This window comes from Micromonospora sp. C81 (genome assembly GCF_018070425.1).
Classification (GTDB): domain Bacteria; phylum Actinomycetota; class Actinomycetes; order Mycobacteriales; family Micromonosporaceae; genus Micromonospora; species Micromonospora zamorensis.
In genome coordinates this window covers 60,562-81,841 of sequence record NZ_JAGPXS010000013.1, presented here as the reverse complement: position 1 = coordinate 81,841, position 21,280 = coordinate 60,562, and the positions used below count along the sequence as shown (strand labels likewise).

Below are 21,280 nucleotides of genomic sequence, written 5' to 3'. Positions count from 1 at the left end.
CGTATGACGACAACGACCAGCCCTCGCTTCGACGGCCGCCTCCTCACCCCGGGCAACCCGGGGTACGACGCGGCCCGCACCGTCTGGAACGCCATGATTGACCGCCGCCCGCGGATGATCGTGCAGGCCGCGAGCGTCACCGACGTGGTGACCGCGGTGCGCCTGGCCCGCGAACTCGATCTGGAGATCGGGGTACGCTGCGGCGGGCACAACGTGGCCGGCCTCGCCGTCCCGGCGAACGGCCTGATGATCGATCTGACCCCGTTGAACGGCGTTCGGGTCGACCCGATCCGACGACGCGCCCGGGTCCAGGGCGGCGCGCTGCTCGGCGCACTCGACCGGGCGTCGCAGCCATACGGCCTCGCCACGACCGCCGGTAACGTCTCGCACACCGGGGTCGGCGGCCTGGCCCTCGGCGGCGGCATGGGCTGGCTCGCCCGCCAACACGGGTTGGCCTGCGACAACGTCGTCTCCTACACGATGGTCACCGCGGACGGGGAAGTGGTGACCGCGAGCCGAACCGAGAACCCCGACCTCTACTGGGGTCTGCGCGGCGGGGGCGGCAACTTCGGCATCGTCACCGACTTCGACTTCCAACTGCACCACATCGGAACGCAGACCCTGGTCGCCGAGTTCGACTTCCGCGCCGAGGACGCCGTACCGGTGCTCGAAGGCTGGCGCGACCTCAACGCCGTCGCGCCGCGGCAGGCGACCTTCACCGCCGATGTCCACAGCACGGCCAGGGGCCCTGTCGCCACCGTCGGCTTCGTGTGGGTCGGCCAGCCGGCACAGGGTCACCGGTTGCTGCCGGCGATGCGCGCGCTCGGGCGCCCGGGCGCGGAGCGGGTCACCACCCCGTCATACCTGGAACTTCAGCAACGCGACGACACCGTCGGCGGCCACGCCTACCGCCGGTACTCCAGTGCGCACTACCTGCGGCAGTTCCCCGCCGCCGCGATCGAGGCGTTCCTGCTGCGCGGCGAGTCGGACCTGCACACCGGCGCCCACCTCGCCGACGTCGGCCTGCAGGCGCACGGCGGCGCCATCGCCGACGTCGTGGACGCCGACGCCGCGTTCAGCCACCGCGGCACCATGTTCGAGTTCGGTGCCAGCTCCCGCTGGACCGAGCCATCCGAAGACGACGTTCGGATGGCAGCGGCTCGCAGTGCCGGAGCCGCGCTCGACCCGTACGCCGACGGCGTCTACGTCAACTCGCTCGCCGCCGACGAGGGGCAACGCGGGGTACGCCGCGCGTACCCGGCCGCCAAGCTCGCCAGGCTCACCGCACTCAAGACGATCTGGGACCCGCACAACGTGTTCCACCTCAACCACAACATCCGGCCCCACAGCCAGTAGGGCAGCCGGCTGCTGCCTTGGCAGTCAGTCCTCGTCGCTCTTCTTCTTGTCGCTCTTCTTCTTGTCGCGGTCCATGGCCAGGTCGAGCGCGAGGACGCTGCCGATGATGAGCAGCGGGTCGACGCCGGCAGTGACCTGCACGGCGTAGGTGTCCCGGATCGTCAGCCACCTCTTGGAGACCACGGCCACCTCGGTGCCGTCGCGTTCGATCACGTACTCGTGGTCGAGCAGGTCACCCTTCATCTCCAGGTCGTCGGGCCCTGGCACGTCGATGGTGAACTTGTCGCGGAACGGCGTGAGCAGATTCTTGCGGACCTCTGCGGCCTTCTCGCCGCCGATCCTGATCTCGTACGTGGGACGCAGCGCCACCAGGTGCCGGTGCAGCGTGGCGACCTCATGGCCGGAGGCGTCCTCGATGATGACCTTGTTGCGGACGCTGAGCACCTTGCCGTCGACGTGGAAGACCTTGGTGCCGTGCTCGTCGAGCACGTCGAAGTCGTCGCCGATCGAGAAGAACCGCTCCCTGATGACAAACATGAACCGATTCTCCCCCACCCCGCCCGGAAGTGCCGGCCGGCCGGGAGCGGCCGACCCTTCGGCTCCCCCATCGGGAACAGCATCCCGCTCGCTCTCCGCAGTGGATGGCAGTCGAGGCCGTGACCGGGATCGAACCGGCGTACGCGGTTTTGCGGACCGCTCCCTCACCACTCGGGCACACGACCAGGCAGAAGCGCCCGCGGAGGGAATCGAACCCCCGACACCCAGCTCCGGAAGCTGGTGCTCTGTCCCCTGAGCTACGCGGGCATGCGTGGGAGTGGAGAGATTCGAACTCCCTGAGCGCGAACGCACCGGGGTTACAGCCCGGCCCACCTCACCATCGGTGGCGCACTCCCCTGGGGTGACTGGCGGGTACCGACCCCGCGTCCTTCCGGGTCACAACCGGACGCTCTACCACTGAGCTACAGCCACAACTACGGCCCGAAGGCCAGTGCCCGTGGAAGGTGTCGAACCTCCGACCCCCTGGGTGTAAACCAGGTGCTCTTCCGTTGAGCTACACGGGCTTGGCTCTGGCGACAGGGCTCGAACCTGTAGAGGGCTGACGCCCGCCGGATTAACAGTCCGGACCGCTACCAAATTACGGTTTACGCCAGATCGGCAGCGCGGACGGGACTCGAACCCGCACATGTCCCGGGTGAAAGCCGGGCGACTCTTCCATTCGTCCACCGCGCCAGGTGGGTTACGTGCCCCGAGCTGGATTCGAACCAGCGGCCCCCGGTCTGTCGAACCGGTGCTCTCCCGCTGAGCTACCAGGGCGCGAGTAGGGGGCTGGTCGCGGAGTGTGTGCCGCGCTTACGCCTGGCACTCCCTGTGCCAGGGCCAACCCGAACGGACAGGAACGTGGGAGCGGGAGCCGGATTCGAACCAGCGGCCTCTGGGTTATGAGCCCAGCGCGCTTCCATAACTGCGCCATCCCGCAAGTGGGCCGCCAGAGGATCGAACTCTGGACACTCCGATTAAAAGTCGGCAGCTCTACCACTGAGCTAGCGGCCCGAATATAGACGTCCCCCGAGCAGGGCTCGAACCTGCGACGACCCGGTTTAGGAAACCAGCGCTCTATCCGCTGAGCTACCGGGGGGTCTGGTACGCCGCCAGGGACTCGAACCCTGCACTTACTGATTAAGAGTCAGCAGCTCTACCCCATGAGCTAGCGGCGCTCGTTCTTCCAGCCGTGCCCACCCGAAGGTGCGGGCTGTCCGACGGCGGTGGTCGTTAGCGCAGACCACCTCACACTTTTCGATCTCGGCAAGGATGCGCTCCCAGGGAGCGCCAGCACCCACCAGTTCGCTCACCCCGACTTCCTTGTCGCGCTGGTGGTCGAAGTCCAGGACTACGATGTCCGCCTCGCCGCAGTCGACGCAGGGGTGCTCGCGCAGGTACTCGATAACGCGAGCGGTCGCCTCGGCCTTCGCCTGTCGCCGCCGCTCGGCCCGGCTCGGGTTGTGCCGGTCCTTCGTGAGCGTGTAGTAGGTCGCGTTGTACTGCTTCTTGCAGCTCTTGCAGTAGGTCGTTCGGCCATCGGCCCGCCTACGGTTCAACGCGAAGTCAGTGAGCGACTTAACCTGCTGGCACTTCGAGCAGCGCTTCTCCACGGCTCAATTGTCTACTAATAGTCTGACAACAAGAGCCACGCTGCGTGGCGGAAGGTAAAGGAGTTGAACCCTCGGGCTTTCGCCCGGTGCCGGTTTTCGAGACCGGTTGCGGACGTGTTCCGCACTACCCTCCATGCGTCGGGTACGGGCGATTCGAACTCCCCTCCTCCGGCTCCCGAAGCCGGCGCTCCACCAAGTTGAGCTAGTACCCGTTGAGTCGGGATAGCCGGATTCGAACCGGCGACTTCCGGTCCCCCAGACCGGAGCGCTACCTGACTGCGCCATATCCCGAAAGAGCCCCCGACTGGAATCGAACCAGCGACACCGAGATCCGTAATCTCGTGCTCTATCCACTGAGCTACGGGGGCATGTACTGCGGCGAGGGAAGCCGACCGGTACGCCGGGTTCTGTCCCACCCCGACAGGGTGGGGGCGACCATCCATCTCGGCCTACCGTCGCCGGGCAGGCTCTAGCGGCCAACCCGCACGCATCAGGCGGGCCGCCCGCGTGCTGTTCGGCCTTGCTCCGGGTGGGGTTTACCGTGCCGCCCCCGTCACCGAGGACGCGGTGGGCTCTTACCCCACCGTTTCACCCTTACCGGCGGTCGTGCTGCGGACGGTCTGTTCTCTGTGGCACTGTCCCGCGGCTTTCGCCGGGTTCCCGTTAGGAACCACCTTGCCCTGCGGAGCCCGTACGTTCCTCGGCGGCCTGGTGGCCGACGCGGTCGCCTGGCTGGCATTCTCGCTGCGTGCCGACGGGAGGAATCGAACCTCCGGCCCCGAGTTATCAGCTCGGTGCTCTAACCGCTGAGCTACGACGGCTTGGCGAAGGGTGAGGGATTCGAACCCCCGGCGGTGTGACCCGCTCCGCGCTAGCAACGCGGCGCCATCGACCAGACTCGGCCAACCCTTCATGCGCGCTGACGACGGGACTCGAACCCGCGATCCCCTCGCTGACAACGAGGTGCCTTAGCCGCTTGGCCACGCCAGCATGGTCCCGGCCGAGGCCGGGGGAGTGGAGACGAGGGGAGTCGAACCCCTGACCTTCTGAGTGCGATACAGATGCCCTACCAACTGGGCCACGTCCCCATGGTGTTGCGTGCGCTCGGGGAGAGTCGAACTCCCATGCCTTTCGGCACACGGGTCTGAGCCGTGCGTGTCTACCAGGTTCCACCACGAGCGCGTGATGTGCGTGCCGACGCCCGGTGTCGAACCGGGGGCCTCTCCGTTATGAGCGGAGCGCTCTGACCACCTGAGCTACGTCGGCGAGAGAGCCAGCGACGGCAGGCGGACCCGCATCCTCGCCCTTACGAGGGGCCCGCTCTGCCCTGGTGAGCTTCGCTGGCGTGGAGCCGGCGGCCGCACTCGAACCGGCTGCCTCCGAGTTAGAAGGTCGGTGCTCTGGCCCGGTGAGCTACGCCGGCTTGGTGCCCTCGACACGAGTCGAACGTGCAACTACGGCCGCCTCACGACCGCGCCTCTTCCATTGGGCTACGAGGGCATGTTCGCGGCAGGGTCCCTTCCGGTTCGCCGGCGCCGATGGGTGCACCCTGTGCCGACCCGCTTACGCGCCCTGCCGTGGCTCCCAGGCCAGGATTCGAACCCAGCTCCCCGCATCCAGAGTGCGGTGTCTTACCGAATAGACGACCCGGGAATCGTGGCCGGCGAGCCGCGGACTCGCCGGCCGGTGATCAGCGCTGCACGTGTCGGACGAGGCGCAGGACCTTGGGTATCGGGAAGACGCCGATGAGCCGGTCGGGCTCGGCTTCGTGGATCTCGGTGACCTGGCGCATGAGCATCCGGATCGCGTGTTTGATCGGGACCGGGTGCAGCGGTCCCAGGTCGGCGTTGAGGACGAGAACGGCGTCCACCGGGCCCTCCTTCTCTCGTGGGCGGTGGTGCTTGGAGCCGCCGGCCGGAGTCGAACCGGCGACCTGCTGAGTGCCCCGAGCGGGATTCGAACCCGCACTGTGCGCAGTTTGAGTGCGCCGCCTCCTACCAGTTGGGCTACCGGGGCAGGCTTCCGCAGGTTGCGGCATCGTCCACTGGGGGCAGTCGAGTTCCGGATCTGCAACCCCAGCGGCGACTTTTCCCGCTGGTCGAGTGTTGCTCCGGGAGCAGGAATCGAACCTGCGTTTGTACCGGGATCCAAAGTCCCGTCGCCCTTGCCAGCAGAGCACCCCGGAATGGTAGAGCGGTCGGCGGGCACCGACCCCGCTTCTTCGGTTTGGAAGACCGACGTGTCCGCCAAGTTCACCACGACCGCATGGCATTTCACTTGCGTAGGCCGTACGGGGCTCGAACCCGTAACCTCCTGGCTGAGAACCAGGTGAGCTGCCAGCTTGCTCCAACGGCCCATGGAGCCGGCGGGAATCGCGGTCGCGAGCCCACGATCGCCGCCAACGTGCCCTCCCCCGGAGCCCTCGGGGACTTCACTCCCGTGCGTTACCAGTTACGCCAGGAGGGCACGGATGCGTGGAGAAGAAGGGATTCGAACCCTCGACCTCCGGTCTGCCGAACCGGCGCTCTCCCAGCTGAGCTACAACCCCATGATCCGGGACCGGGGTGTCGAACCCCGTGTCTCTCGCTCCCAAAGCGAGCGGGTCAGCCGTCTCCCTCGCCCCGGAGGTAATGCCCCCGGCCGGCCCCGCGCAGGCGCCGGCCGGGGTTTTGCTATGCCATCCACTGTGAAGTTGAGAATCTGCAACGCCGCCGGCCGCAGCCGGGACGAAAAGCAGGGGCGGCAGGACTCGAACCCGCGACCTTCGGTTTTGGAGACCGGTGCTCTACCAGTTGAGCTACGCCCCTATGAAGTTGTTCAGTAACGAGAAAGCCGCCCTGTCCCTGTCGGGGTGGGCGGCTTCGCAGCTTGCGCTGGCGCTATTCGCGCCGCCACCCCGGCTTCCAGTTCTGCTCACTCGCGCACAGATCGTGGGCTCGCGCAATCGAGGGCAGCACGTCACCGCCGCGCGGCATGAGCCGCGTGGTTTCGGTGTAGGCGTGCTGCAACACGGGGAACTCCTTGGGTTGGTCGGGACGGCCTTGCTCATTCAAGGTAAGCGTTGTGCCGATCAGATGGCAATGGATATTCCGACGGACCGGCTTCGAAGCCTGGCGGGCTGAGACGGTTCCCGGGTTGATGTTGCCCTGCCGTAGCGGTCGGCATGCTGGAGACCGGCCGCACCTCAAAATCAGGTTCTGTCGCGGTGACGGCGAGCTTCGATGTCGCGCAGCACATCCGGGTCCCATTGGCCGGCGTTCCAGTCCTCCCTGGTCGGAGTGGGCGACAGCGGCCACGCCGGGTCCTGCCTGGCGACCGGCGAGTAGTGTCCGGCGACGACTCTGTTGACGTGGGCGATCAGCCGCAGGACCCGCGTCCGGCTGTGCAGCACGCCCCCGATCAGTGCGGCGGCTCCGAGGGTGCGCAGGGCCGCTTGGCCGAACAGGACGGCAGGGGCGGTTCGGTCGGTGGCCAGCCAGGCGATGGCCGCGCTGCAGACGACGCAGGCGGGGAAGACGCGCGTGCCCCAGTGGCGGCTGTACGAGCGGCCGGATGAGCCGTGCGCCTCGGCGAGCTGGCGCGTGCCGCGTCCCCAGATCAGCCCGCTGACAGCCAGGCCGATGATGGCGACGAACAGGGTCAGGTTGGCCAGGACGAAACCGACCGCTGCGCCGGTGCCGGACGGGGGCAGCGGCCGGGCCCGGGCGCTCGGGATGCTGCCGAGGACGGCCGCGGCGATCGCGGCCAGGGCAAAGAGGATGGCGAACCCGACGACGAACCAGGTCGCGACGTCCCAACCTGCTGTCCGAGGCGCGGGCGGCGGTGTCGAGGACCGGCACGTGTGGCCTTGGCCGGGATGTTCGAGACTGGCGCCGCATTTCATGCAGTGCAAAGTGTTCTCCTGAGCGGCCAGGCCGAGCATGGGCGGAGTAGACGGCGAGAACCGCGCTCCGCTCGACGGAGTCGAGCTCGGAGTCGTCGATGCGCTGCCAGTTCGCTTGCCGAGCGTCGCGGGCTTCGACCTCGGCCCACCGGCGGACAGTGTTGCCGATCAGCGGGCCTGCGCAAGCAGGACCTCGATCATCGTCTGAGGTTCGATGGTGGTTGGTCGGTCGCTGACCTGCCCGTCGCCGAGTTCGATGACCCGCCACATGCCGTCAGCACGCAGAGCGAGGTCCACGGTGACGAAAGACAGGCCGAGCCCGCCGATCAACGGTGCGACCGTGGCCAGGTCGAGCTCGACCGGCGCCGAGTCGTTCGGGCTGTCGGGATGCGCTCCGATCAGAACGCACGCCCCGTCGATCCACCACGTGCGCACCTCGGTCGAGGCGAACCGCTCGAAGCGCCGCAGCACGAGCCCGCCCACGAAGTCGTCGTCACGCAGTTCCAGAAACCGCGACGCCACGCCCCACGCGGCCGCGCCGTCCTCAAGGTCGGGGATGAACGCGGCCGCGTCCCAGTAGTGCTTCATCGACTTGCTGTAGTCACGCAGCACCGCTGGTCCCGCGCCAAGCTCGGCACGCGCGCGGTCGAAGTCGGCCCGCTCGGAGCCCGTGGTCCACACCGATGGCGGGGTCACGGGAGCCAGAGCTGCATACCAGCCAGGCAGCTCATGCGCCCGCTGGTACTGCTCAGCACCAGTCCGCACCACCACACCACGCTCAGCGAGTGTCTCAGCGAACACGGCGTACTGCTCGCTACGTAGCATCCAGCCGCGGTACACAGCCGGACCGCTGCTAGAGACCGAGGCGACCGCGCGGCGCACGTCTCCGCCCCGCGCCAACGCGTCGTGGTCGACCACCGCCACATCCATCCCGGCAGCACGTGCAGCCCGCGCCTCCGCGGCGAAGTGCTCGTCCGGGTGGCGCGGCCGAAGCGGGTCCGCGGGAACCAACAAGATCACGCCTGCATCATGCCCCAGGCGGCCGTTCGACCTCGACCTGTTATCGCGGCCCGCCGCCCGGTCCCGGCACGAGCGGGCATGACGCGGTCAGCGTTCGCCCCGAGCGTGGCGTCCAGGCCAGGGCGGGGGTCGAGTACGCGTCCATGTCCCTACGACTCTCGCGTGCGGTTACGGCGGTGGTGGACGAGCAGCGTGACCGCGCAGAGCACCGCCACCAGGCCGAACGCCGAGCTGATCCACGGGTTGTCCGCTGCGGTCGACAGCACCACGTTGGCCGCCGCACTGATGAAGAGCACCAGCCACAGCAGCGGGCGTAGCAGGCCGCCCGGCTTCTTCGGCGCGGCGACCGGGGTCTCGGTGATGCGGTACGGGTCGGTCATGACTGCCTCCTTGAGCGAGCGTTCCTCGATGCCGTCAACGCTAGGCGCGGGGTGTGGCGGGGACGATCCCGCCAGCTCGACGACAGTGGTACAGCAGGCTGTACCTTCCGCGCCGAGCGTTGCCGGGCGCGGCCCGTGGTGGCCTATGTTGGCGGGGGAGGTGGGTCGATGGCGTACGTGCGAGGCCGGGTTCGCGCCTCGGTCGACGCTCTGGAGCACCTGGTCGGGGGGCTGGGCACGGCCACGCTGGCGCTGGGCGCGCTGCTCTGGGCGGTGATCGTGGCGGTGACCTGCCTGCTCGGGGTGGGGCTGCTGGCGGCGCCCGGTGCGTTACGGGCGGTGCGCTGGGTGAGCGACCGCGAGCGGGCCCGGCTGTCCCGCTGGGGCGAGCCGATCCCCACGCCGGGGCCGGTGCCGGTCGGGTTGCGGACGGCGGCACGCGATCCTTTCGTACGCCGGGAGCTGGGCTGGGTCGGGCTTTCCTCGCTCATCGGCCTGGCGACCGGGGTTGTCGGCCTCGCGCTGCCCCTCTCTGCCATGCAGTACGTCACGTTCCCCCTGTGGTACCAGCTGATCCCTGCCGACGCCGGCGCGCCGGGGATCGTCTGGTGGCGCATCGACGGATTGTCCGAGGCACTCGCGGTCGGGTTGCTCGGGGTCGGCTCGCTGGCCGCCGCGATCTGGTTCAGCCCGGTCCTGGCCCGTCTCCAGGCATGGCCGGGCCGGTTGCTGCTGCCTCCGCCGCCGGGTGTCGACCTGTCGCTGCGGGTGGCCGAGCTGACCGCCACCCGCGCTGCGGCGCTCGACGCCCACGCTGTCGAACTGCGCCGGATCGAGCGGTCGCTGCACGACGGCACCCAGAACCGGTTGGTCGCGGTCAACGTGTTGCTGGGTGCCGCGCGGCGGGCCGTGCGCCGCAATCCGGACCGCGCCGACGAGATCCTCGGGCAGGCGCAGGACGCCGCGGAACAGGCACTCGGAGAGCTGCGTACGGTGGTGCGCGGGATCCTGCCGCCCGTGCTGGACGACAGGGGTCTCGCCGGCGCGCTGGCGGGCCTGGCCGGCAGCTGCGTGGTGCCCTGCCGACTTGAGGTGGACGTGGCTGTGCGGTGCGCGGCCTCGGTCGAGGCCACCGCGTACTTCGTGGTGGCCGAGGCGCTGACCAACGTCGTCCGGCACAGCGGTGCGAGCCGGGTGGACGTGGCCGTGCGCCGCGAGCGCGGTCGGCTGCTGGTGTGCATTGAGGACGACGGGCACGGCGACGCGGACGAGACACGTGGCTCAGGGCTCACCGGTATCCGCCGGCGGGTCGAGGCGTACGACGGCCGGATGACGCTGACGAGCCCACCGGGAGGGCCGACGAGAATGGACGTGGAGCTGCCATGCGGATCGTGATCGCCGAGGACGACCCGCTGCTGCGTGAGGGGTTGGCTCTGCTGCTGCGGGCGGAGGATCTGGACGTGGTCGCCACGGCCGGCACTCCGGGCGAGTTCCTGGTCGCCGTCGACGAACATGCGCCGGACGTCGCGATCGTGGACGTACGGATGCCGCCGACCCACACCGACGAGGGCATCGTGGCCGCGGTGGAAGCCCGGCGGCGCCGCCCCGGCCTCGCGGTGCTGGTCCTGTCGGCGTACGTGGAGCAGGCGTTCGCCACCGACCTGTTCTCGGTCGGCGCGGTCGGGCTCGGTTACCTGTTGAAGGAGCGGGTGGGCCGGGTCGAGGAGTTCCTCGCCGCGCTGCACCGCGTCGCGAACGGCGGCAGCGTGATCGACCCGGAGGTGGTGGCGCAGTTGCTCGCCCGCAACCGCCGGACGGACACGGCGCTGAGCGAGCTGTCGCCGCGTGAGCGTGAGGTGCTGGGGCTGATGGCCGAAGGGCTCGGCAACAGCGCGATCGCCGAGCGGCTGTTCGTCACCGACGGCGCGGTGCACAAGCACATCCGCAGCATCTTCTCGAAGCTTCAGCTTCCACCGGACGACCAGGCCGACCGCCGGGTCACCGCGGTGCTGCGCTACCTGGACGGCGGTCGGCGGTAGCGCCTGCTGTACCCGGACCTGGCAGCCCGCGGGATGGTCGCCGTTCTCGCACGTCAATAGCGTTTCTGGTGCGCGCAGTTCTTGCCGATGACACGGAAAGAGGCCACCAGAATGCCGGACTATCCGGGACAGACAATCGAACCGGCGGTACGCGTCGAACAACTCACCCGCGTGTACGGCGCCGGCCGTAACCAGGTGACTGCGCTTGCGGGCATCGATGTCGGCTTCGACAGGGGCACCTTCACCGCGGTGATGGGGCCCTCGGGCTCCGGCAAGAGCACGCTGCTGCAGACGGCGGCCGGGCTCGACCGGCCCACCTCCGGTCGGGTGGTCATCGGCGGCACCGAGCTGTCAGGGCTGTCCGAGACCCGCCTGACCGAGCTGCGTCGTACCCGGATCGGGTTTGTCTTCCAGGCTTTCAACCTGATCGGCGCGCTCACCGTCGAGGAGAACATCGTGCTGCCCCTGCGCCTGGCCGGCGTCCGTCCGGACCGGGCCTGGCTGACCCAGGTGGTCGAGCGGGTCGGCCTCGCCGACCGACTGCACCACCGGCCGGCCGCACTCTCCGGTGGCCAGCAGCAGCGGGTGGCGATCGCCCGGGCGCTGGCCACCCGCCCCGAGGTGATCTTCTGTGACGAGCCCACCGGCGCGCTCGACTCGCGGACCGCGGCGGAGGTGCTGACGCTGCTTCGCGCAGTCGTGGACGAACACGGGCTGACGGTGGTGATGGTGACCCACGATCCGATCGCCGCGTCGTACGCGGACCGCGTGCTCGTGTTGGCCGACGGTGCGATCGTCGCCGACCTTCCGCAGCTCGGAGCCGCCCGTATCGCCGAGCACCTGGCATCGCTGGATCGGCGGGTCCTCCGATGATCGGGCTCGCCGCCCGCCTCCTGCGGCACCGGGCCGGCCCCGCCGCCGCGACCCTGCTGGCCCTGATCGTCGGCGTGCTGATCCTGGTAGCGATGGGCACCCTCGTCGAGTCCGGGCTGCGGTTCCGCCCGGAGCCACGGCTCTGGGCCGCGGCCGACGTGGTCGTCGCCAACCGCACGGTCAGCCACACGTTCAGGGAGTTCGACGGCGAAACCACCACGAGCACCGTCATGCTGCCCGAGGGCGGCACGGTGGACGCGGCGCTGGTGGACCGGATCCGCCAGGTGCCGGGCGTCGCGGCCGTCACCGGCGACGAAGGGGTGCTGATCGGCTCACCCGCTGCAGTGGGACACGGCTGGGACACGTACGCCTTCACCGGTCGTCCGATCGCCGCGGGTGCCGCGCCACGGGCCGACGACGAAGTGCTGGTCGACACCCGTCTCGGCGTGGCGCCGGGCGACCGCATCGACCTGGTCGTCGGCGGGGTCGGCCGGTCGTACCGGGTGAGCGGAACCGCCGAGACCGGTTCGGCGGCGGTGTTCTTCACCGACGCGCAGGCCGCCCGGTTGTCCGCCCACCCGGGCCGGGTGGATGCGATCGGCGTGCGGATGGTGCCCGGCGCCGACGTCGGCGCCGTACGCGAGATCGCATCGGCGGCCGGCGCCACGACGTACGGCGGGAAAGACCGTGGGAACGTCGAGCAGTCGGAGAACCAGGCCGCCCAGACGTTGCTGGTCAGCGCCGGATCGGCCTTCGGGGGGTACGTCGTCCTGCTGATCGTCTTCGTGGTGGCCGGCACCATCGGGCTGTCCGTCCGGCACCGTCGACGTGACCTGGCGTTACTGCGCGCGGTTGCGGCCACGCCGGGGCAGGTGCGCCGCATGCTGATCGCCGAGGCCGCGCTGCTCGCCCTGATCGGCTCTGCGATCGGCGGCCCGGCCGGCCTGCTGGCGGCCCGCTGGGTGCACGGCGAGCTGGTCGGGCGGGGGTTCGTGCCGGAAAGCTTCCCGATGGTCGGCGGCCTGTTCGCGGTGCCGGCCGCGATCGGTACGGCGGTCCTCGTGGCGGTGCTCGCCGCGTTGGTCGCCGCACGCCGGGTGACCGGGATCAAGCCGATCGAGGCACTCGGCGAGATCGCTGTCGAGCCTCGTCGTAGCGGCCGGGTGCGGCTGATCGCCGGCGTGCTGACGCTGGTGGCGGCCGGCACCTCCGGGGCGTTCACGCTCGGTGCCGCCGGGTCGACCGGGGCACTGGCCGGCGCGGTCGGCATGCTGTACCTGTTCGTCATCGCGGTGGCGCTGCTCGCACCGAGGATCAACGCGTACGCGGCACGCCTGCTCACACCGTTGTTGCCGCGGATGTGGAGGGTCAGCGGCTATCTGGCTGCGGCCAATCTGCGGGCCAACGCGCAGGGCATGGCGACCGTCCTGACCGCCCTCGTGCTGTCCGTGGGGTTCGGCGGCTCGGTCTGGTTCCTGCAGACCAACCTGGAACGGCAGACCACCACGCAGAGCAGCGCGGGAACCCTCGCCGACCGGGTGCTTGTCGCCCCGGGTGGGCTGCCGGCGGACGCGGCGCGGGAGATCCGCGAATTGGCCGGGGTGCAGGCGGCCACCGGTGTGCACCGTACGCAGGTGGTGGTGCGGGCGCTCGACGGAATCGAGCCGGTCAGCGCGCAGTCGGTCGACCCGGCGGGCATCACGGCGACGATGGACCTCGCCGTGCGCGAGGGCAACCTGGCCGACCTGCGCGCGGGCACTGTCGCCCTGTCCGCGACGCAGGCGTCCTCGTCCGGCTGGGACGTCGGCGATCAGGCGAAACTCTGGCTGGGCGACGGCACCCCTGTCACGTTGGACGTCATCGCGGTCTACGACCGTGGCCTCGGATTCGGCGACGTCACGCTGGCCGCCGAGACGGTCGCCGGGCACACGGCCGGGAATACCAACGACGAGATCCTGGTCAGCGCCGGCCCGGAGGCCGACACCGCATTGGCCACGTGGTCGGCTGGGCGACCAGGCACCGAGGTTCTCGACGCCGCAACCCGTACGCGCCTGATCAGCACCGATTTGGCGCTCGGTGCCTGGCTGAACCGGCTGCTGATCGGCGTGATGGTGGGCTACGCGGCGCTGGCGGCGGCCACCACGATGGTGATGGCCGCGCTGGCCCGCCGCCGCGAGTTGGCGTTGCTGCAACTGGTCGGGGTCACCCGCCGTCAGATTCGACGGATGGTCCAGGCCGAACAGGCCGGGCTCCTCGGCAGCGCGGTGCTGATCGGCGCGACGATCGCGGCGCTGACCCTGAGCGCGATCGTCAACGGACTGACCGGCAGCCCGATCCCGTACGTCCCGCCGCTCGGTTGGGTGGCGGTGCTCGGCGGCACCACTCTGCTGGCGTTGGCAACCACTGTGTGGCCCGTCCGCCGGCTGCTCAGCGCTCCTCCGATCGACAACATCGGTGTGAAGGAGTAGACGTCGCGGCTCGAACATGGACGACCGTGCCGCCTCCGCGTACGTCGCTGGGGCAGCACGGTCGGCTCTGGCTGATGCCGGCGCCCGTCCAGGGACCGTCAACCCCAGGCGCACCCGACCTGCTCCCACGACACCGGCCATGACCAGCCGCCCTCACTGACGCTGCGCCCTATCAGGGCAGATGCGGACGCACGGACCGGCGGCTGGATCCGTCCTCATTCGATCAGCTAAGTTGTGCAGCCATGACTACCGGGACGGCATCGCGCCACGCACAGGTTGGTGACCCGGTGCCCTTCTGAGCGCCGTACGGGCCGGTACCGGCCCGCTCACGGATCGAGATTCCTGCACTTCCGCGCGGGCTCCACCTCCGTCGTGTTGACCAAGGCTCTAGACCTCAACGACGACAGGAGAAGTCATGCCCACCAAAACGCTGCACATCCCCACTGCGGACGGCCAGGCCGACGCGTTCGCCGCGCTCCCCGACGCTGGCGGGCGACGCCCAGCAGTGCTGATGTACCCGGACGGCTTCGGCATCCGGCCCGCGCTTCGGCAGATGGCCTGTGAACTGGCCGAGCACGGATACTACGTGCTCGTCCCCAACATCTTCTATCGACACGGACCGGCACCCCTGATCGAGCTTCCCGAACACATCGGAGACGAAGCCCGGCCGGCGATTTTCGCCGAACTCATGCCCATGATTGAAACGCACACCGCCGAACGGACCCTGAGCGACGCCGACGCCTATCTCAGGTTCCTCACCACCCAACCCGAGGTCAGTACCGGACCGGTCGCGGTGACCGGCTACTGCATAGGTGGCCTCATGGCGGTACGCACCGCTGCGGCCCACCCCGGCCAGGTGGCTGCTGTTGCCGGATTCCACGCCCCCGTAGGCGCCGACGGCCCGGACGTCCTCTCCAAGCTCACCGCCCAGCTCCACTTCGGTCACGCCGAGGGCGACATAACCCCTGAGGCCCTCAAGGAGCTCAACGAGATTCTGAATGCCTCGGGCGTCAGCTACACCTCCGAGATCTATCCCGGCACCATCCATGGCTTCACCATGTCCGACACCGACGCATTCAACCCGGCCGCGCTGCAACGCCACTGGGACCGCCTGCTGTTCCTGCTCGGCAACACCCTGCCCACCAGCTGATCGTTGAGTTGTTCTGGGGTCAGGCTGCCCGAGTCGGCGGGCTGGCCCCAGCAACGTTGTCGTTCGCTGCAGATGCAAAGAGGCTCACCACCCACCTCGAACCAGCGCCTCGAACGATCGGCGGCAGATCCGGATGGTCGGTGACGACACCCGGGGCTCCGGATCAGCAGCCGAGCCGCTTGCTCGACAGGGCGATGTCGTCAATCCAGAGGTCGAACTCCCCCGGTGTCGTGCCGCCCTGGTAAAGCTGCCAGCCGATCTTCACCGTGTCGACAGTCGGCAGGACGAAGGGAACATCGTTGCCGCCGTGGTCACTCGTGGAGGCCGTCAGCTCCGGGTTCGCCACGCCATCGATCCACACCGCGACGCGGTTGTCCGCGGCGTCCATCTCCCACTCGAAGCACTGCCAGGTGTCCTCAGCGACCGGGGCGGACTCCCGCCAGTTGGTCCAGTCGCCGGTCGGACCGCCGTCGGCGCCGACCCCCCAGAAGGTTCCGGGGACCGTGGGCGCGTACTGGCCACCGACCGGACGGACGACCTCCGCGCTGCCGGTGCCGGTTGCTTCCACCAGCGTGAAGTGCGCCCAGTCCGGGGCCGTGGGGAAGGCGTCGACGCGCAGGCGCATCCGTCCGTAGAAGCGGTTGCCCGGCGCGGCGAAGTCGTCGACGCGCAGGAAGGCGCGTCCGTTGTCAACAGTGTGGATGTGCAGCACCTGGTTGCCACGACGGGCACGTTCGACGGTGAGCGTGCCGTGGCGGGTGTCGACGCCCCAGTTCAACGTGCTGGGCCCCCCGGGAGGCAGTCGCTCGAAGTCCTCACAGAAGAGCAGGCCACTGCGGCACGAGGGCGGAGAGGCCCCCGATGCTCCGGCCGGAACGCTGCCGACGGCGGCACCGAGAATCAGGGCGGCGCTGAACACTGCGAGAAAACTGCGCATCGTCATCCTCCAAGACGGCTGGTGCCCCACCACAGGGGCCGGGCCAGCAGGAACACCGCCGCATCAACCCCCACAGTATCGATGAACGTCATTATATGTGAGGGGGTTGGCTTCGGTCGGCCGGCAGTGGATTCCCACCAGGAGCCGGCAAGCGTCCGGTCGACCATCGTGGACCGGGGTCCGACCGGCCGCGACGGCACCCAGGCCCGGAGCAGGTGACTCCGGGCCTGCCCGGCACCCGTCGCCCACTGTCACGACGCGCCTCGCATCCAGCTCCAGACCCAGCGCTCGGTGCTCGTCGGCCCAATAACTGACCCCACCCGTTCGACCGGGGCTGGTAGCGTCCGCCGAACATGAAGATCATGGGGGAAACATCGATGAACCGAACTCGACTCGTCCTGACTGGCTTGGCCGTTGCGGCGGCGATCGCAGTGTCCGGCTGCGATCCGCAGCCCGAATCTGAGGGCACCGCAACCTCGCCGTCCCCGGCGGCCTCGAGCGCCGCCCCGACCGGCGGTGCGGCCACCACCGCGGCCAGCACCGCCGCCAACGACGCTGCCACAGTGAAGGCCTGCGCCGACATCAAGAAGGACATCAAGGACAACGCAGCCAAGGTCACCAAGGCTGAAAAGATCGGCCCGCCAGCCGGGCACTTCGCGGTCAGTGCCCAGTGGGCCGCCGGCTCGGTCGCGATCCTGGCGCACGCGATGGGTGCCAACGAGGCAGTCACCGCCGCCTCCGAAAAAATTCAGAACGAGATGATGGGCCTGAGCGACGCGTACAACAAGTCCGCCGACGCCAAGCCCAGCAAGAAGGCCCTGGAAGCCGCCATCAAGGAGCTGGACACCGCCTGCTCGGCCGCCTGACCGGTTCGACCACGCAATCGGCGGTGACCGTCACCTGGACGGTCACCGCCGATTCGTGGACTGATCCTCGGCTACGGCCCCATCGAGACGGAACGGCTGCCTGAGAAATTCCGGCTGCTAGCCCGCCGCTTCTCGGCTGGGACGGGGAGGCGGGCGGTCAGGTCCGGCGGTGTGAGATCCGTTTGACAATCCGGGCTCGGACGGCCCGGATTGTCACCGCCTATGCCGGTTCGCGCACACCGCCGTCGCCGCCGCCGTCATCCGGCATCGGTTCGACAGGGGCCTGCGGCAGTTCGTCGGGTGTGTCCGGCAGCAGCTCGCCGGCGTCGTCCGGTGCGGGTTCACGCGGGTCGATGGGCGGATACTGTTCGGGGTCGAGGTCCGGTCCAGTCATCCAGCGAGTATCCGTCACATGCGGGGCTGCCGCTCGTGGGACCGAAGGGCCACGCCCCGCCGAACGTCGGACATGCGAGGCCGGACACTCGTGTCAACCTGTGGGGCCGCCACCGGCGGTGCTGATGACCGCCATCATGACCAGGGTGCGCTGCCGCCGCCGGGTCAGCAGCGCGAAGCAGGCGGTGAGCGCCACCAGATCCAGCTCGGCCCACTCGCCGGTGACGTCGACGCGGATCGGCCCGCCCGCCCGGCCGGGGAGGCGCACCGCGAGCCGATGCCCGTCGCGGACCAGCTCACCGCCGCAGCGACCGGGCGCCCAGCGCGTCACCCCGCCCGGCCCCGGCACGTGTGACCGGCTCGGGTCGAGCCGCACCGCAGCGCCGTGCTCGGCCCGCGCTGTGACCCCGATGCGCCGGCGGTCGGTCGGCTCGACCGTCCAGAGGCCCGCGTCGGTTCGGATCTCGCCACATCGCCAGGTCCAGCCGGTGGTACGCAGCCAGGCGCGCGGCCCGGCACCGGAGTCGAGGACGAAGGCGCCGTGCTGCTTGCGTACGGTCAGCGCGGTCATCGGTTCAGCCCTTCCCGGCGCGGCCGGGGCAGGCCGAGGATGAGGACGACGCCGACGCTCAGGTGCAGCAGCGCGAGCGCCGCCTTCGCTCCCCCACCGACGCCGCTCGGCGGCCCGATCAGCAGTGACAGCAGCAGGACCGCGACCGCGATCAAGGTCCACCAGACGCGCGCCCGGTTGGTGAGGTGTTCCAGCACCGCGAGTATCGCCCAGCCGAGCAGTGCCGCGACGGCGGCGGCCACCACGACCGCGGCCAACGTGATCTGCCGGGTCGCGTCCGGGGTGCCGGCCGCCAGGTCGACGCCGGCCGCCGAGTGCAGGATCGCGAACTCCGCCGCCGCCACCAGGATCGCACCGGCCGCCACCGCGGCTCGGCGCAGGAAGAGGTTGTTCGTCATGCCCCGAGTCTGTGGACCGGCCCGGGTCGGGCACGTCGGTCCCGACGCCGCGGCGCGTACACCCGTCGGCGACGCCGCGTACTACCAAAGGAGGTGGCCCTGCCCTCCGCGAGCCCATTAGCCTGCGCTGGTGGATGCGGCGACGTGCGACGTGGACCCGCCGCGGACGTGGCGTTCCGTCCCGGTGGGAGCGGCGACCGTGGCGATGGGCGTGCTCATCGCGACCGTGCTGTGGTCCGCCACCCGCTCCGGGCCGACCGCCCTGGTCCGCGCCGATGTCGCGCTGGCGGTGGCCGCCCTGGCCCTCGTCCCGGTGGTCGTCCGCCGCCCAGAGGTCGCTGGTGTGCTGGCGGGCCTGCTGGTGGCACTGTCGCCGGTGGCCACCCCGGTGGCGAGCTTCGCGGTGCTGTTCACCGCCCGCAACCGGCCGTTCCGGCAGGCCGTGGTGGTGGCGGCGGTCGGCGTGGCGGGCGAGGCGGTGCAGGCGGTGTGGCGGCCGATACCCAGCCTGCCGTACGGGTGGCGGCTGGTGCTGATGACGGCCGCGTACGCTGCCCTGCTCGGCTGGGGCACCTGGGCGCAGGCTCGACATGCCCTGCTGGCGGCACTGCGCGACCGGGCCTGGCGGGCGGAGCAGGAGCAGGAACGCCGGGTCGTCGAGGCCCGGGCGGCCGAGCGCAGCCGGATCGCACGGGAGATGCACGACGTGCTGGCCCACCGGCTGTCGCTGCTGGCAGCGGCCGCCGGCGCGATGGAGTACCGGCCGGACGCGCCACCCGAGCGGCTCAGCGCCGCCGCCGGGGTTATCCGCGCCAGCGCGCACCACGCCCTCGACGAGCTGCGCGAGGTCATCACGCTGCTGCGCAGTGACGACGCCGAGGCGCCGGGGGACACACCACCCGGGCAGACCCTCGCCGATCTGCCGCGCCTGGTCGAGGAGGCCCGGGCCGCCGGGCAGCACATCGAGGTCGACGAACCCCTCGGCCCACCGGTCGAGGTCCCCCCGACGGTCGGCCGTACCGCCTACCGGATCGCGCAGGAGGCGCTGACCAACGCCCGCAAGCACGCCGCCGGGCAGCCGGTCCGACTCGCCCTCGGCGGGGCGCCCGACTCCGGCCTGAGCATCACGGTGAGCAACCCGACCACACCCGACAGCGGTGCCACCGGGCACGACGGCGCGGGCCTGATCGGTCTCGCCGAACGGGCCGCCCTCACCGGTGGCCGCGTCACCCACCACATCGACGCCTCGGGTCGGTTCCACCTCACCGCATGGCTACCGTGGTCGAGGTGACGGGCCTGGTCCGGGTCGTCATCGTCGACGACGACCCTCTGGTGCGGGGAATGCTGACGATGATGCTGGACGGCGCTGACGGGATCGTCGTCGTGGGCGAGGCCTCCGACGGTGCTGCGGCGATCACCGCGGTGGACCGGCACATGCCCGACGTGGTGCTGATGGACATCCGGATGCCCGGCGTCAACGGCATCACCGCCACCGAACGCCTGCGCCGCCGCGCCCGGCCGCCAGAGATCATCGTGCTCACCACGTTCGACACCGACGAGCATGTGGTGCGGGCGCTACGGGCCGGGGCCAGCGGCTTCCTACTCAAGGACACCCCGCCGGAGCAGATCAGCCAGGCCGTCCGCGCCGTCGCCGCCGGCAGTCCGATGCTGTCGCCGGGCGTCACGCGCCGTCTCATGCAGCGGGTCGCGTCCGGCGCCGAGTCCTACGAGCACGCGCGTGGCCGGCTGGCCCTGCTCACGCCCCGGGAACGTGACGTCGTACGGGCCATCGCGCAGGGACGCTCCAACGCCGAGATCGCGACCGAGCTGCTGATGAACGTGACCACAGTGAAGGCCCACGTCTCGCACATCCTGACCAAGCTGGACCTCGACAACCGCACCCAGATCGCCCTGCTCGCCCATGACGGCCGGCTCGCTTGAGCAGGAGGTCAGGCCATTGCGCGGACGCGGTCGGGCGCGATGGTGAGCAGAAACCGCGTCTGGTCCCGGCCCATTCGCGCGATCGCTGAACCCGACCCCATGATCAGAGTGGCGGTTGACCTGCGGTTGCGCTGACCTGGTCCGGCAGTTCCGGGCCAGACGCCCGGTCGCCGCCGTCTCGCAGCCGGATGGAATGCCATGCCGCGCGTACGTGGCTGCGCATGACCGACTCCGCCCAGTCGGGGTCGGGCGCGGCCAGGGCCGCCACCAGTTCGTGATGGTGAGCCAGGCTACGGCGCAGCGCGTCCGGGCTGTAGCGGGAGAAGGTACGCCAGACGAGCGGCATCTGGATCACCGATGAGACAACGCCGGCCAGTCGGCTGTTGTCGGACGCCTCAAGGATCATCCGGTGGAACCGGTTGTTCAGCTCGGTGAGCTCGTCCACATCGGTCGGTCGCCCGTCTGGCGCCACCTCGTCCATCCGGTGGGCCAGCGCGTCGAGCGCGTCCACGTCGATGGTGCCCGTGGTCGCCGCCAGTCGGCAGCCCCACGGCTCGAGCACGGCCCGCAAGCTGAAGATTTCGTCGAGATCGTGGATGCTCCACGCCTGGACCTGCACGCCACGGTTGCGTTCGTGACGGACCAGTCCCTCCGCGGTCAGCCGTCTGAGCGCCTCCCGGACGGGCGTGCGACTCACCCCGAACGACTCGGCCAACTCGCCCTCGCGGAGCCACGCGCCGGCCGACCGTTGCCCGGACAGGATCTGTTCCCGGATCAGCCGATAGGCGTCGTCGGCGGCGTGGCCGTTGTCGGCCTCCCGCGGTGGCGTGTGGTCGCTCATGATGCTCGGCACCG

At 70.0% G+C, this 21,280-nt stretch carries 19 protein-coding genes, 32 tRNA genes, 1 other RNA gene and 1 pseudogene; 10 read left to right on the top strand and 43 right to left on the bottom strand.

From position 1 onward, the window contains the following. Window positions 1-3 precede the first annotated feature (3 nt). Window positions 4-1,356 (top strand): FAD-binding oxidoreductase, encoded by a 1,353-nt coding sequence (locus KBX46_RS21145; RefSeq protein ID WP_210793758.1) that lies wholly within the window; start codon window positions 4-6, stop codon window positions 1,354-1,356. Between the two features lie 24 nt (window positions 1,357-1,380). Here the strand turns inward: KBX46_RS21145 and KBX46_RS21140 are convergent, their stop codons facing one another. The 35 genes and pseudogenes from KBX46_RS21140 to KBX46_RS20970 all read right to left on the bottom strand — a co-directional run bounded on the left by KBX46_RS21140 (window position 1,381) and on the right by KBX46_RS20970 (window position 6,313). Further along, window positions 1,381-1,893 carry an LURP-one-related/scramblase family protein gene (locus KBX46_RS21140; RefSeq protein ID WP_088949023.1) on the bottom strand — a complete coding sequence of 171 codons (513 nt, stop codon included), beginning with the start codon at window positions 1,891-1,893 and terminating at the stop codon, window positions 1,381-1,383. Window positions 1,894-2,007: 114 nt separating this feature from the next. Further along, a tRNA-Cys gene (locus tag KBX46_RS21135) sits at window positions 2,008-2,078 on the bottom strand. Window positions 2,079-2,087: 9 nt separating this feature from the next. After that, window positions 2,088-2,160: transfer RNA gene (locus KBX46_RS21130), tRNA-Arg, on the bottom strand. Window positions 2,161-2,165: 5 nt separating this feature from the next. Continuing rightward, window positions 2,166-2,249, bottom strand: a tRNA-Tyr gene (locus KBX46_RS21125). A 1-nt stretch (window position 2,250) separates the two neighbouring features. After that, window positions 2,251-2,325: transfer RNA gene (locus KBX46_RS21120), tRNA-His, on the bottom strand. Window positions 2,326-2,345: 20 nt separating this feature from the next. Next, window positions 2,346-2,417 (bottom strand) — tRNA-Val (locus tag KBX46_RS21115). A 1-nt stretch (window position 2,418) separates the two neighbouring features. Beyond that, window positions 2,419-2,508 (bottom strand) — tRNA-Asn (locus KBX46_RS21110). A gap of 4 nt (window positions 2,509-2,512) precedes the next feature. Then, window positions 2,513-2,586, bottom strand: a tRNA-Glu gene (locus tag KBX46_RS21105). 12 nt (window positions 2,587-2,598) lie between these two features. Next, window positions 2,599-2,670 (bottom strand) — tRNA-Val (locus KBX46_RS21100). Between the two features lie 85 nt (window positions 2,671-2,755). Beyond that, a tRNA-Met gene (locus tag KBX46_RS21095) sits at window positions 2,756-2,833 on the bottom strand. A gap of 2 nt (window positions 2,834-2,835) precedes the next feature. Then, window positions 2,836-2,907: transfer RNA gene (locus tag KBX46_RS21090), tRNA-Lys, on the bottom strand. 11 nt (window positions 2,908-2,918) lie between these two features. After that, a tRNA-Arg gene (locus KBX46_RS21085) sits at window positions 2,919-2,992 on the bottom strand. Between the two features lie 3 nt (window positions 2,993-2,995). Next, a tRNA-Lys gene (locus tag KBX46_RS21080) sits at window positions 2,996-3,071 on the bottom strand. Window positions 3,072-3,551: 480 nt separating this feature from the next. Further along, window positions 3,552-3,639, bottom strand: a tRNA-OTHER gene (locus KBX46_RS21075). Between the two features lie 5 nt (window positions 3,640-3,644). Next, window positions 3,645-3,718, bottom strand: a tRNA-Pro gene (locus tag KBX46_RS21070). Window positions 3,719-3,723: 5 nt separating this feature from the next. Then, window positions 3,724-3,797 (bottom strand) — tRNA-Pro (locus KBX46_RS21065). Window positions 3,798-3,801: 4 nt separating this feature from the next. Next, window positions 3,802-3,874 (bottom strand) — tRNA-Arg (locus KBX46_RS21060). Window positions 3,875-3,886: 12 nt separating this feature from the next. Beyond that, window positions 3,887-4,246: RNase P RNA component class A (gene rnpB / locus KBX46_RS21055), an RNA gene on the bottom strand. Between the two features lie 9 nt (window positions 4,247-4,255). Next, window positions 4,256-4,327 (bottom strand) — tRNA-Ile (locus KBX46_RS21050). Between the two features lies 1 nt (window position 4,328). Further along, a tRNA-Ser gene (locus tag KBX46_RS21045) sits at window positions 4,329-4,418 on the bottom strand. A gap of 5 nt (window positions 4,419-4,423) precedes the next feature. Further along, window positions 4,424-4,496 (bottom strand) — tRNA-Asp (locus KBX46_RS21040). A gap of 25 nt (window positions 4,497-4,521) precedes the next feature. Next, window positions 4,522-4,594, bottom strand: a tRNA-Ala gene (locus KBX46_RS21035). An 11-nt stretch (window positions 4,595-4,605) separates the two neighbouring features. Continuing rightward, window positions 4,606-4,688 (bottom strand) — tRNA-Leu (locus tag KBX46_RS21030). A gap of 10 nt (window positions 4,689-4,698) precedes the next feature. Beyond that, window positions 4,699-4,772: transfer RNA gene (locus KBX46_RS21025), tRNA-Met, on the bottom strand. Between the two features lie 5 nt (window positions 4,773-4,777). Further along, window positions 4,778-4,851 (bottom strand) — tRNA-Thr (locus tag KBX46_RS21020). 1 nt (window position 4,852) lies between these two features. Beyond that, window positions 4,853-4,929: transfer RNA gene (locus KBX46_RS21015), tRNA-Arg, on the bottom strand. Window position 4,930: 1 nt separating this feature from the next. Then, a tRNA-Leu gene (locus KBX46_RS21010) sits at window positions 4,931-5,006 on the bottom strand. A gap of 78 nt (window positions 5,007-5,084) precedes the next feature. Continuing rightward, a tRNA-Gln gene (locus KBX46_RS21005) sits at window positions 5,085-5,159 on the bottom strand. 46 nt (window positions 5,160-5,205) lie between these two features. Next, window positions 5,206-5,376, bottom strand: a pseudogene (locus KBX46_RS21000) (HNH endonuclease); the annotation flags it as partial. 71 nt (window positions 5,377-5,447) lie between these two features. After that, window positions 5,448-5,522: transfer RNA gene (locus KBX46_RS20995), tRNA-Leu, on the bottom strand. Between the two features lie 92 nt (window positions 5,523-5,614). Continuing rightward, window positions 5,615-5,691: transfer RNA gene (locus KBX46_RS20990), tRNA-Gln, on the bottom strand. Between the two features lie 7 nt (window positions 5,692-5,698). Continuing rightward, a tRNA-Gly gene (locus tag KBX46_RS20985) sits at window positions 5,699-5,771 on the bottom strand. Between the two features lie 17 nt (window positions 5,772-5,788). Continuing rightward, a tRNA-Glu gene (locus KBX46_RS20980) sits at window positions 5,789-5,862 on the bottom strand. Window positions 5,863-5,981: 119 nt separating this feature from the next. After that, window positions 5,982-6,054 (bottom strand) — tRNA-Ala (locus KBX46_RS20975). Window positions 6,055-6,240: 186 nt separating this feature from the next. Further along, window positions 6,241-6,313, bottom strand: a tRNA-Trp gene (locus KBX46_RS20970). Here KBX46_RS20970 and KBX46_RS20965 point away from each other — a divergent pair. Then, a complete protein-coding gene (locus tag KBX46_RS20965; protein ID WP_210793757.1) occupies window positions 6,287-6,628 on the top strand; it encodes a hypothetical protein in 342 nt (113 codons plus the stop codon). The genes KBX46_RS20970 and KBX46_RS20965 overlap by 27 nt on opposite strands. 68 nt (window positions 6,629-6,696) lie before the next feature. On the opposite strand, the gene KBX46_RS20960 is transcribed toward KBX46_RS20965, so the two are convergent. The 3 genes from KBX46_RS20960 to KBX46_RS20950 form a co-directional block, all read right to left on the bottom strand. Further along, on the bottom strand, window positions 6,697-7,428 hold the full coding sequence (locus KBX46_RS20960) for a hypothetical protein (protein WP_247667903.1): 732 nt from the start codon (window positions 7,426-7,428) through the stop codon (window positions 6,697-6,699). Window positions 7,429-7,557: 129 nt separating this feature from the next. Then, window positions 7,558-8,319: an ATP-grasp domain-containing protein gene (locus KBX46_RS20955; protein WP_247667902.1), complete on the bottom strand. Its 762-nt coding sequence runs from the start codon at window positions 8,317-8,319 to the stop codon at window positions 7,558-7,560. Window positions 8,320-8,558: 239 nt separating this feature from the next. After that, the gene (locus tag KBX46_RS20950; RefSeq protein WP_210793755.1) at window positions 8,559-8,789 is read right to left on the bottom strand and encodes a hypothetical protein; all 231 of its coding nucleotides are present in this window, start codon (window positions 8,787-8,789) and stop codon (window positions 8,559-8,561) included. 168 nt (window positions 8,790-8,957) lie between these two features. Here KBX46_RS20950 and KBX46_RS33030 point away from each other — a divergent pair, with 168 nt between their 5' ends. The 5 genes from KBX46_RS33030 (at window position 8,958) to KBX46_RS20925 (ending at window position 15,319) form a co-directional block, all read left to right on the top strand. Next, on the top strand, window positions 8,958-10,184 hold the full coding sequence (locus tag KBX46_RS33030) for a sensor histidine kinase (RefSeq protein WP_210793754.1): 1,227 nt from the start codon (window positions 8,958-8,960) through the stop codon (window positions 10,182-10,184). Continuing rightward, on the top strand, window positions 10,172-10,828 hold the full coding sequence (locus KBX46_RS20940) for a response regulator transcription factor (protein WP_099855124.1): 657 nt from the start codon (window positions 10,172-10,174) through the stop codon (window positions 10,826-10,828). Before KBX46_RS33030 ends, KBX46_RS20940 begins: the two co-directional genes overlap by 13 nt. A 111-nt stretch (window positions 10,829-10,939) precedes the next feature. Next, on the top strand, window positions 10,940-11,701 hold the full coding sequence (locus KBX46_RS20935) for an ABC transporter ATP-binding protein (protein ID WP_099855126.1): 762 nt from the start codon (window positions 10,940-10,942) through the stop codon (window positions 11,699-11,701). Beyond that, a complete protein-coding gene (locus KBX46_RS20930) occupies window positions 11,698-14,169 on the top strand; it encodes an FtsX-like permease family protein (protein ID WP_210793753.1) in 2,472 nt (823 codons plus the stop codon). Before KBX46_RS20935 ends, KBX46_RS20930 begins: the two co-directional genes overlap by 4 nt. A 415-nt stretch (window positions 14,170-14,584) precedes the next feature. Next, window positions 14,585-15,319 carry a dienelactone hydrolase family protein gene (locus KBX46_RS20925; protein ID WP_210793752.1) on the top strand — a complete coding sequence of 245 codons (735 nt, stop codon included), beginning with the start codon at window positions 14,585-14,587 and terminating at the stop codon, window positions 15,317-15,319. Between the two features lie 163 nt (window positions 15,320-15,482). On the opposite strand, the gene KBX46_RS20920 is transcribed toward KBX46_RS20925, so the two are convergent. Then, window positions 15,483-16,256: a hypothetical protein gene (locus tag KBX46_RS20920; RefSeq protein ID WP_210793751.1), complete on the bottom strand. Its 774-nt coding sequence runs from the start codon at window positions 16,254-16,256 to the stop codon at window positions 15,483-15,485. 353 nt (window positions 16,257-16,609) lie between these two features. Between KBX46_RS20920 and KBX46_RS20915 the strand changes: the two genes are divergently transcribed. Then, on the top strand, window positions 16,610-17,122 hold the full coding sequence (locus KBX46_RS20915; RefSeq protein ID WP_210793750.1) for a hypothetical protein: 513 nt from the start codon (window positions 16,610-16,612) through the stop codon (window positions 17,120-17,122). A 220-nt stretch (window positions 17,123-17,342) separates the two neighbouring features. On the opposite strand, the gene KBX46_RS20910 is transcribed toward KBX46_RS20915, so the two are convergent. From KBX46_RS20910 to KBX46_RS32600, 3 genes are all read right to left on the bottom strand, one after another. After that, a complete protein-coding gene (locus KBX46_RS20910; protein ID WP_210793749.1) occupies window positions 17,343-17,516 on the bottom strand; it encodes a hypothetical protein in 174 nt (57 codons plus the stop codon). A gap of 93 nt (window positions 17,517-17,609) precedes the next feature. Next, window positions 17,610-18,086 carry a hypothetical protein gene (locus tag KBX46_RS20905; protein ID WP_210793748.1) on the bottom strand — a complete coding sequence of 159 codons (477 nt, stop codon included), beginning with the start codon at window positions 18,084-18,086 and terminating at the stop codon, window positions 17,610-17,612. Continuing rightward, window positions 18,083-18,484 carry a DUF6069 family protein gene (locus KBX46_RS32600; protein ID WP_247667901.1) on the bottom strand — a complete coding sequence of 134 codons (402 nt, stop codon included), beginning with the start codon at window positions 18,482-18,484 and terminating at the stop codon, window positions 18,083-18,085. The genes KBX46_RS20905 and KBX46_RS32600 overlap by 4 nt, the downstream gene beginning before the upstream one ends. A 130-nt stretch (window positions 18,485-18,614) precedes the next feature. Between KBX46_RS32600 and KBX46_RS32595 the strand changes: the two genes are divergently transcribed. Both KBX46_RS32595 and KBX46_RS20890 read left to right on the top strand, forming a co-directional pair. Next, window positions 18,615-19,775: a histidine kinase gene (locus KBX46_RS32595; RefSeq protein WP_210793747.1), complete on the top strand. Its 1,161-nt coding sequence runs from the start codon at window positions 18,615-18,617 to the stop codon at window positions 19,773-19,775. Continuing rightward, a complete protein-coding gene (locus KBX46_RS20890) occupies window positions 19,772-20,425 on the top strand; it encodes a response regulator (protein WP_374225000.1) in 654 nt (217 codons plus the stop codon). Before KBX46_RS32595 ends, KBX46_RS20890 begins: the two co-directional genes overlap by 4 nt. Window positions 20,426-20,528: 103 nt before the next feature. Here the strand turns inward: KBX46_RS20890 and KBX46_RS20885 are convergent, their stop codons facing one another. Further along, a complete protein-coding gene (locus tag KBX46_RS20885; RefSeq protein ID WP_141910118.1) occupies window positions 20,529-21,266 on the bottom strand; it encodes a GntR family transcriptional regulator in 738 nt (245 codons plus the stop codon). Window positions 21,267-21,280: the final 14 nt, after the last annotated feature.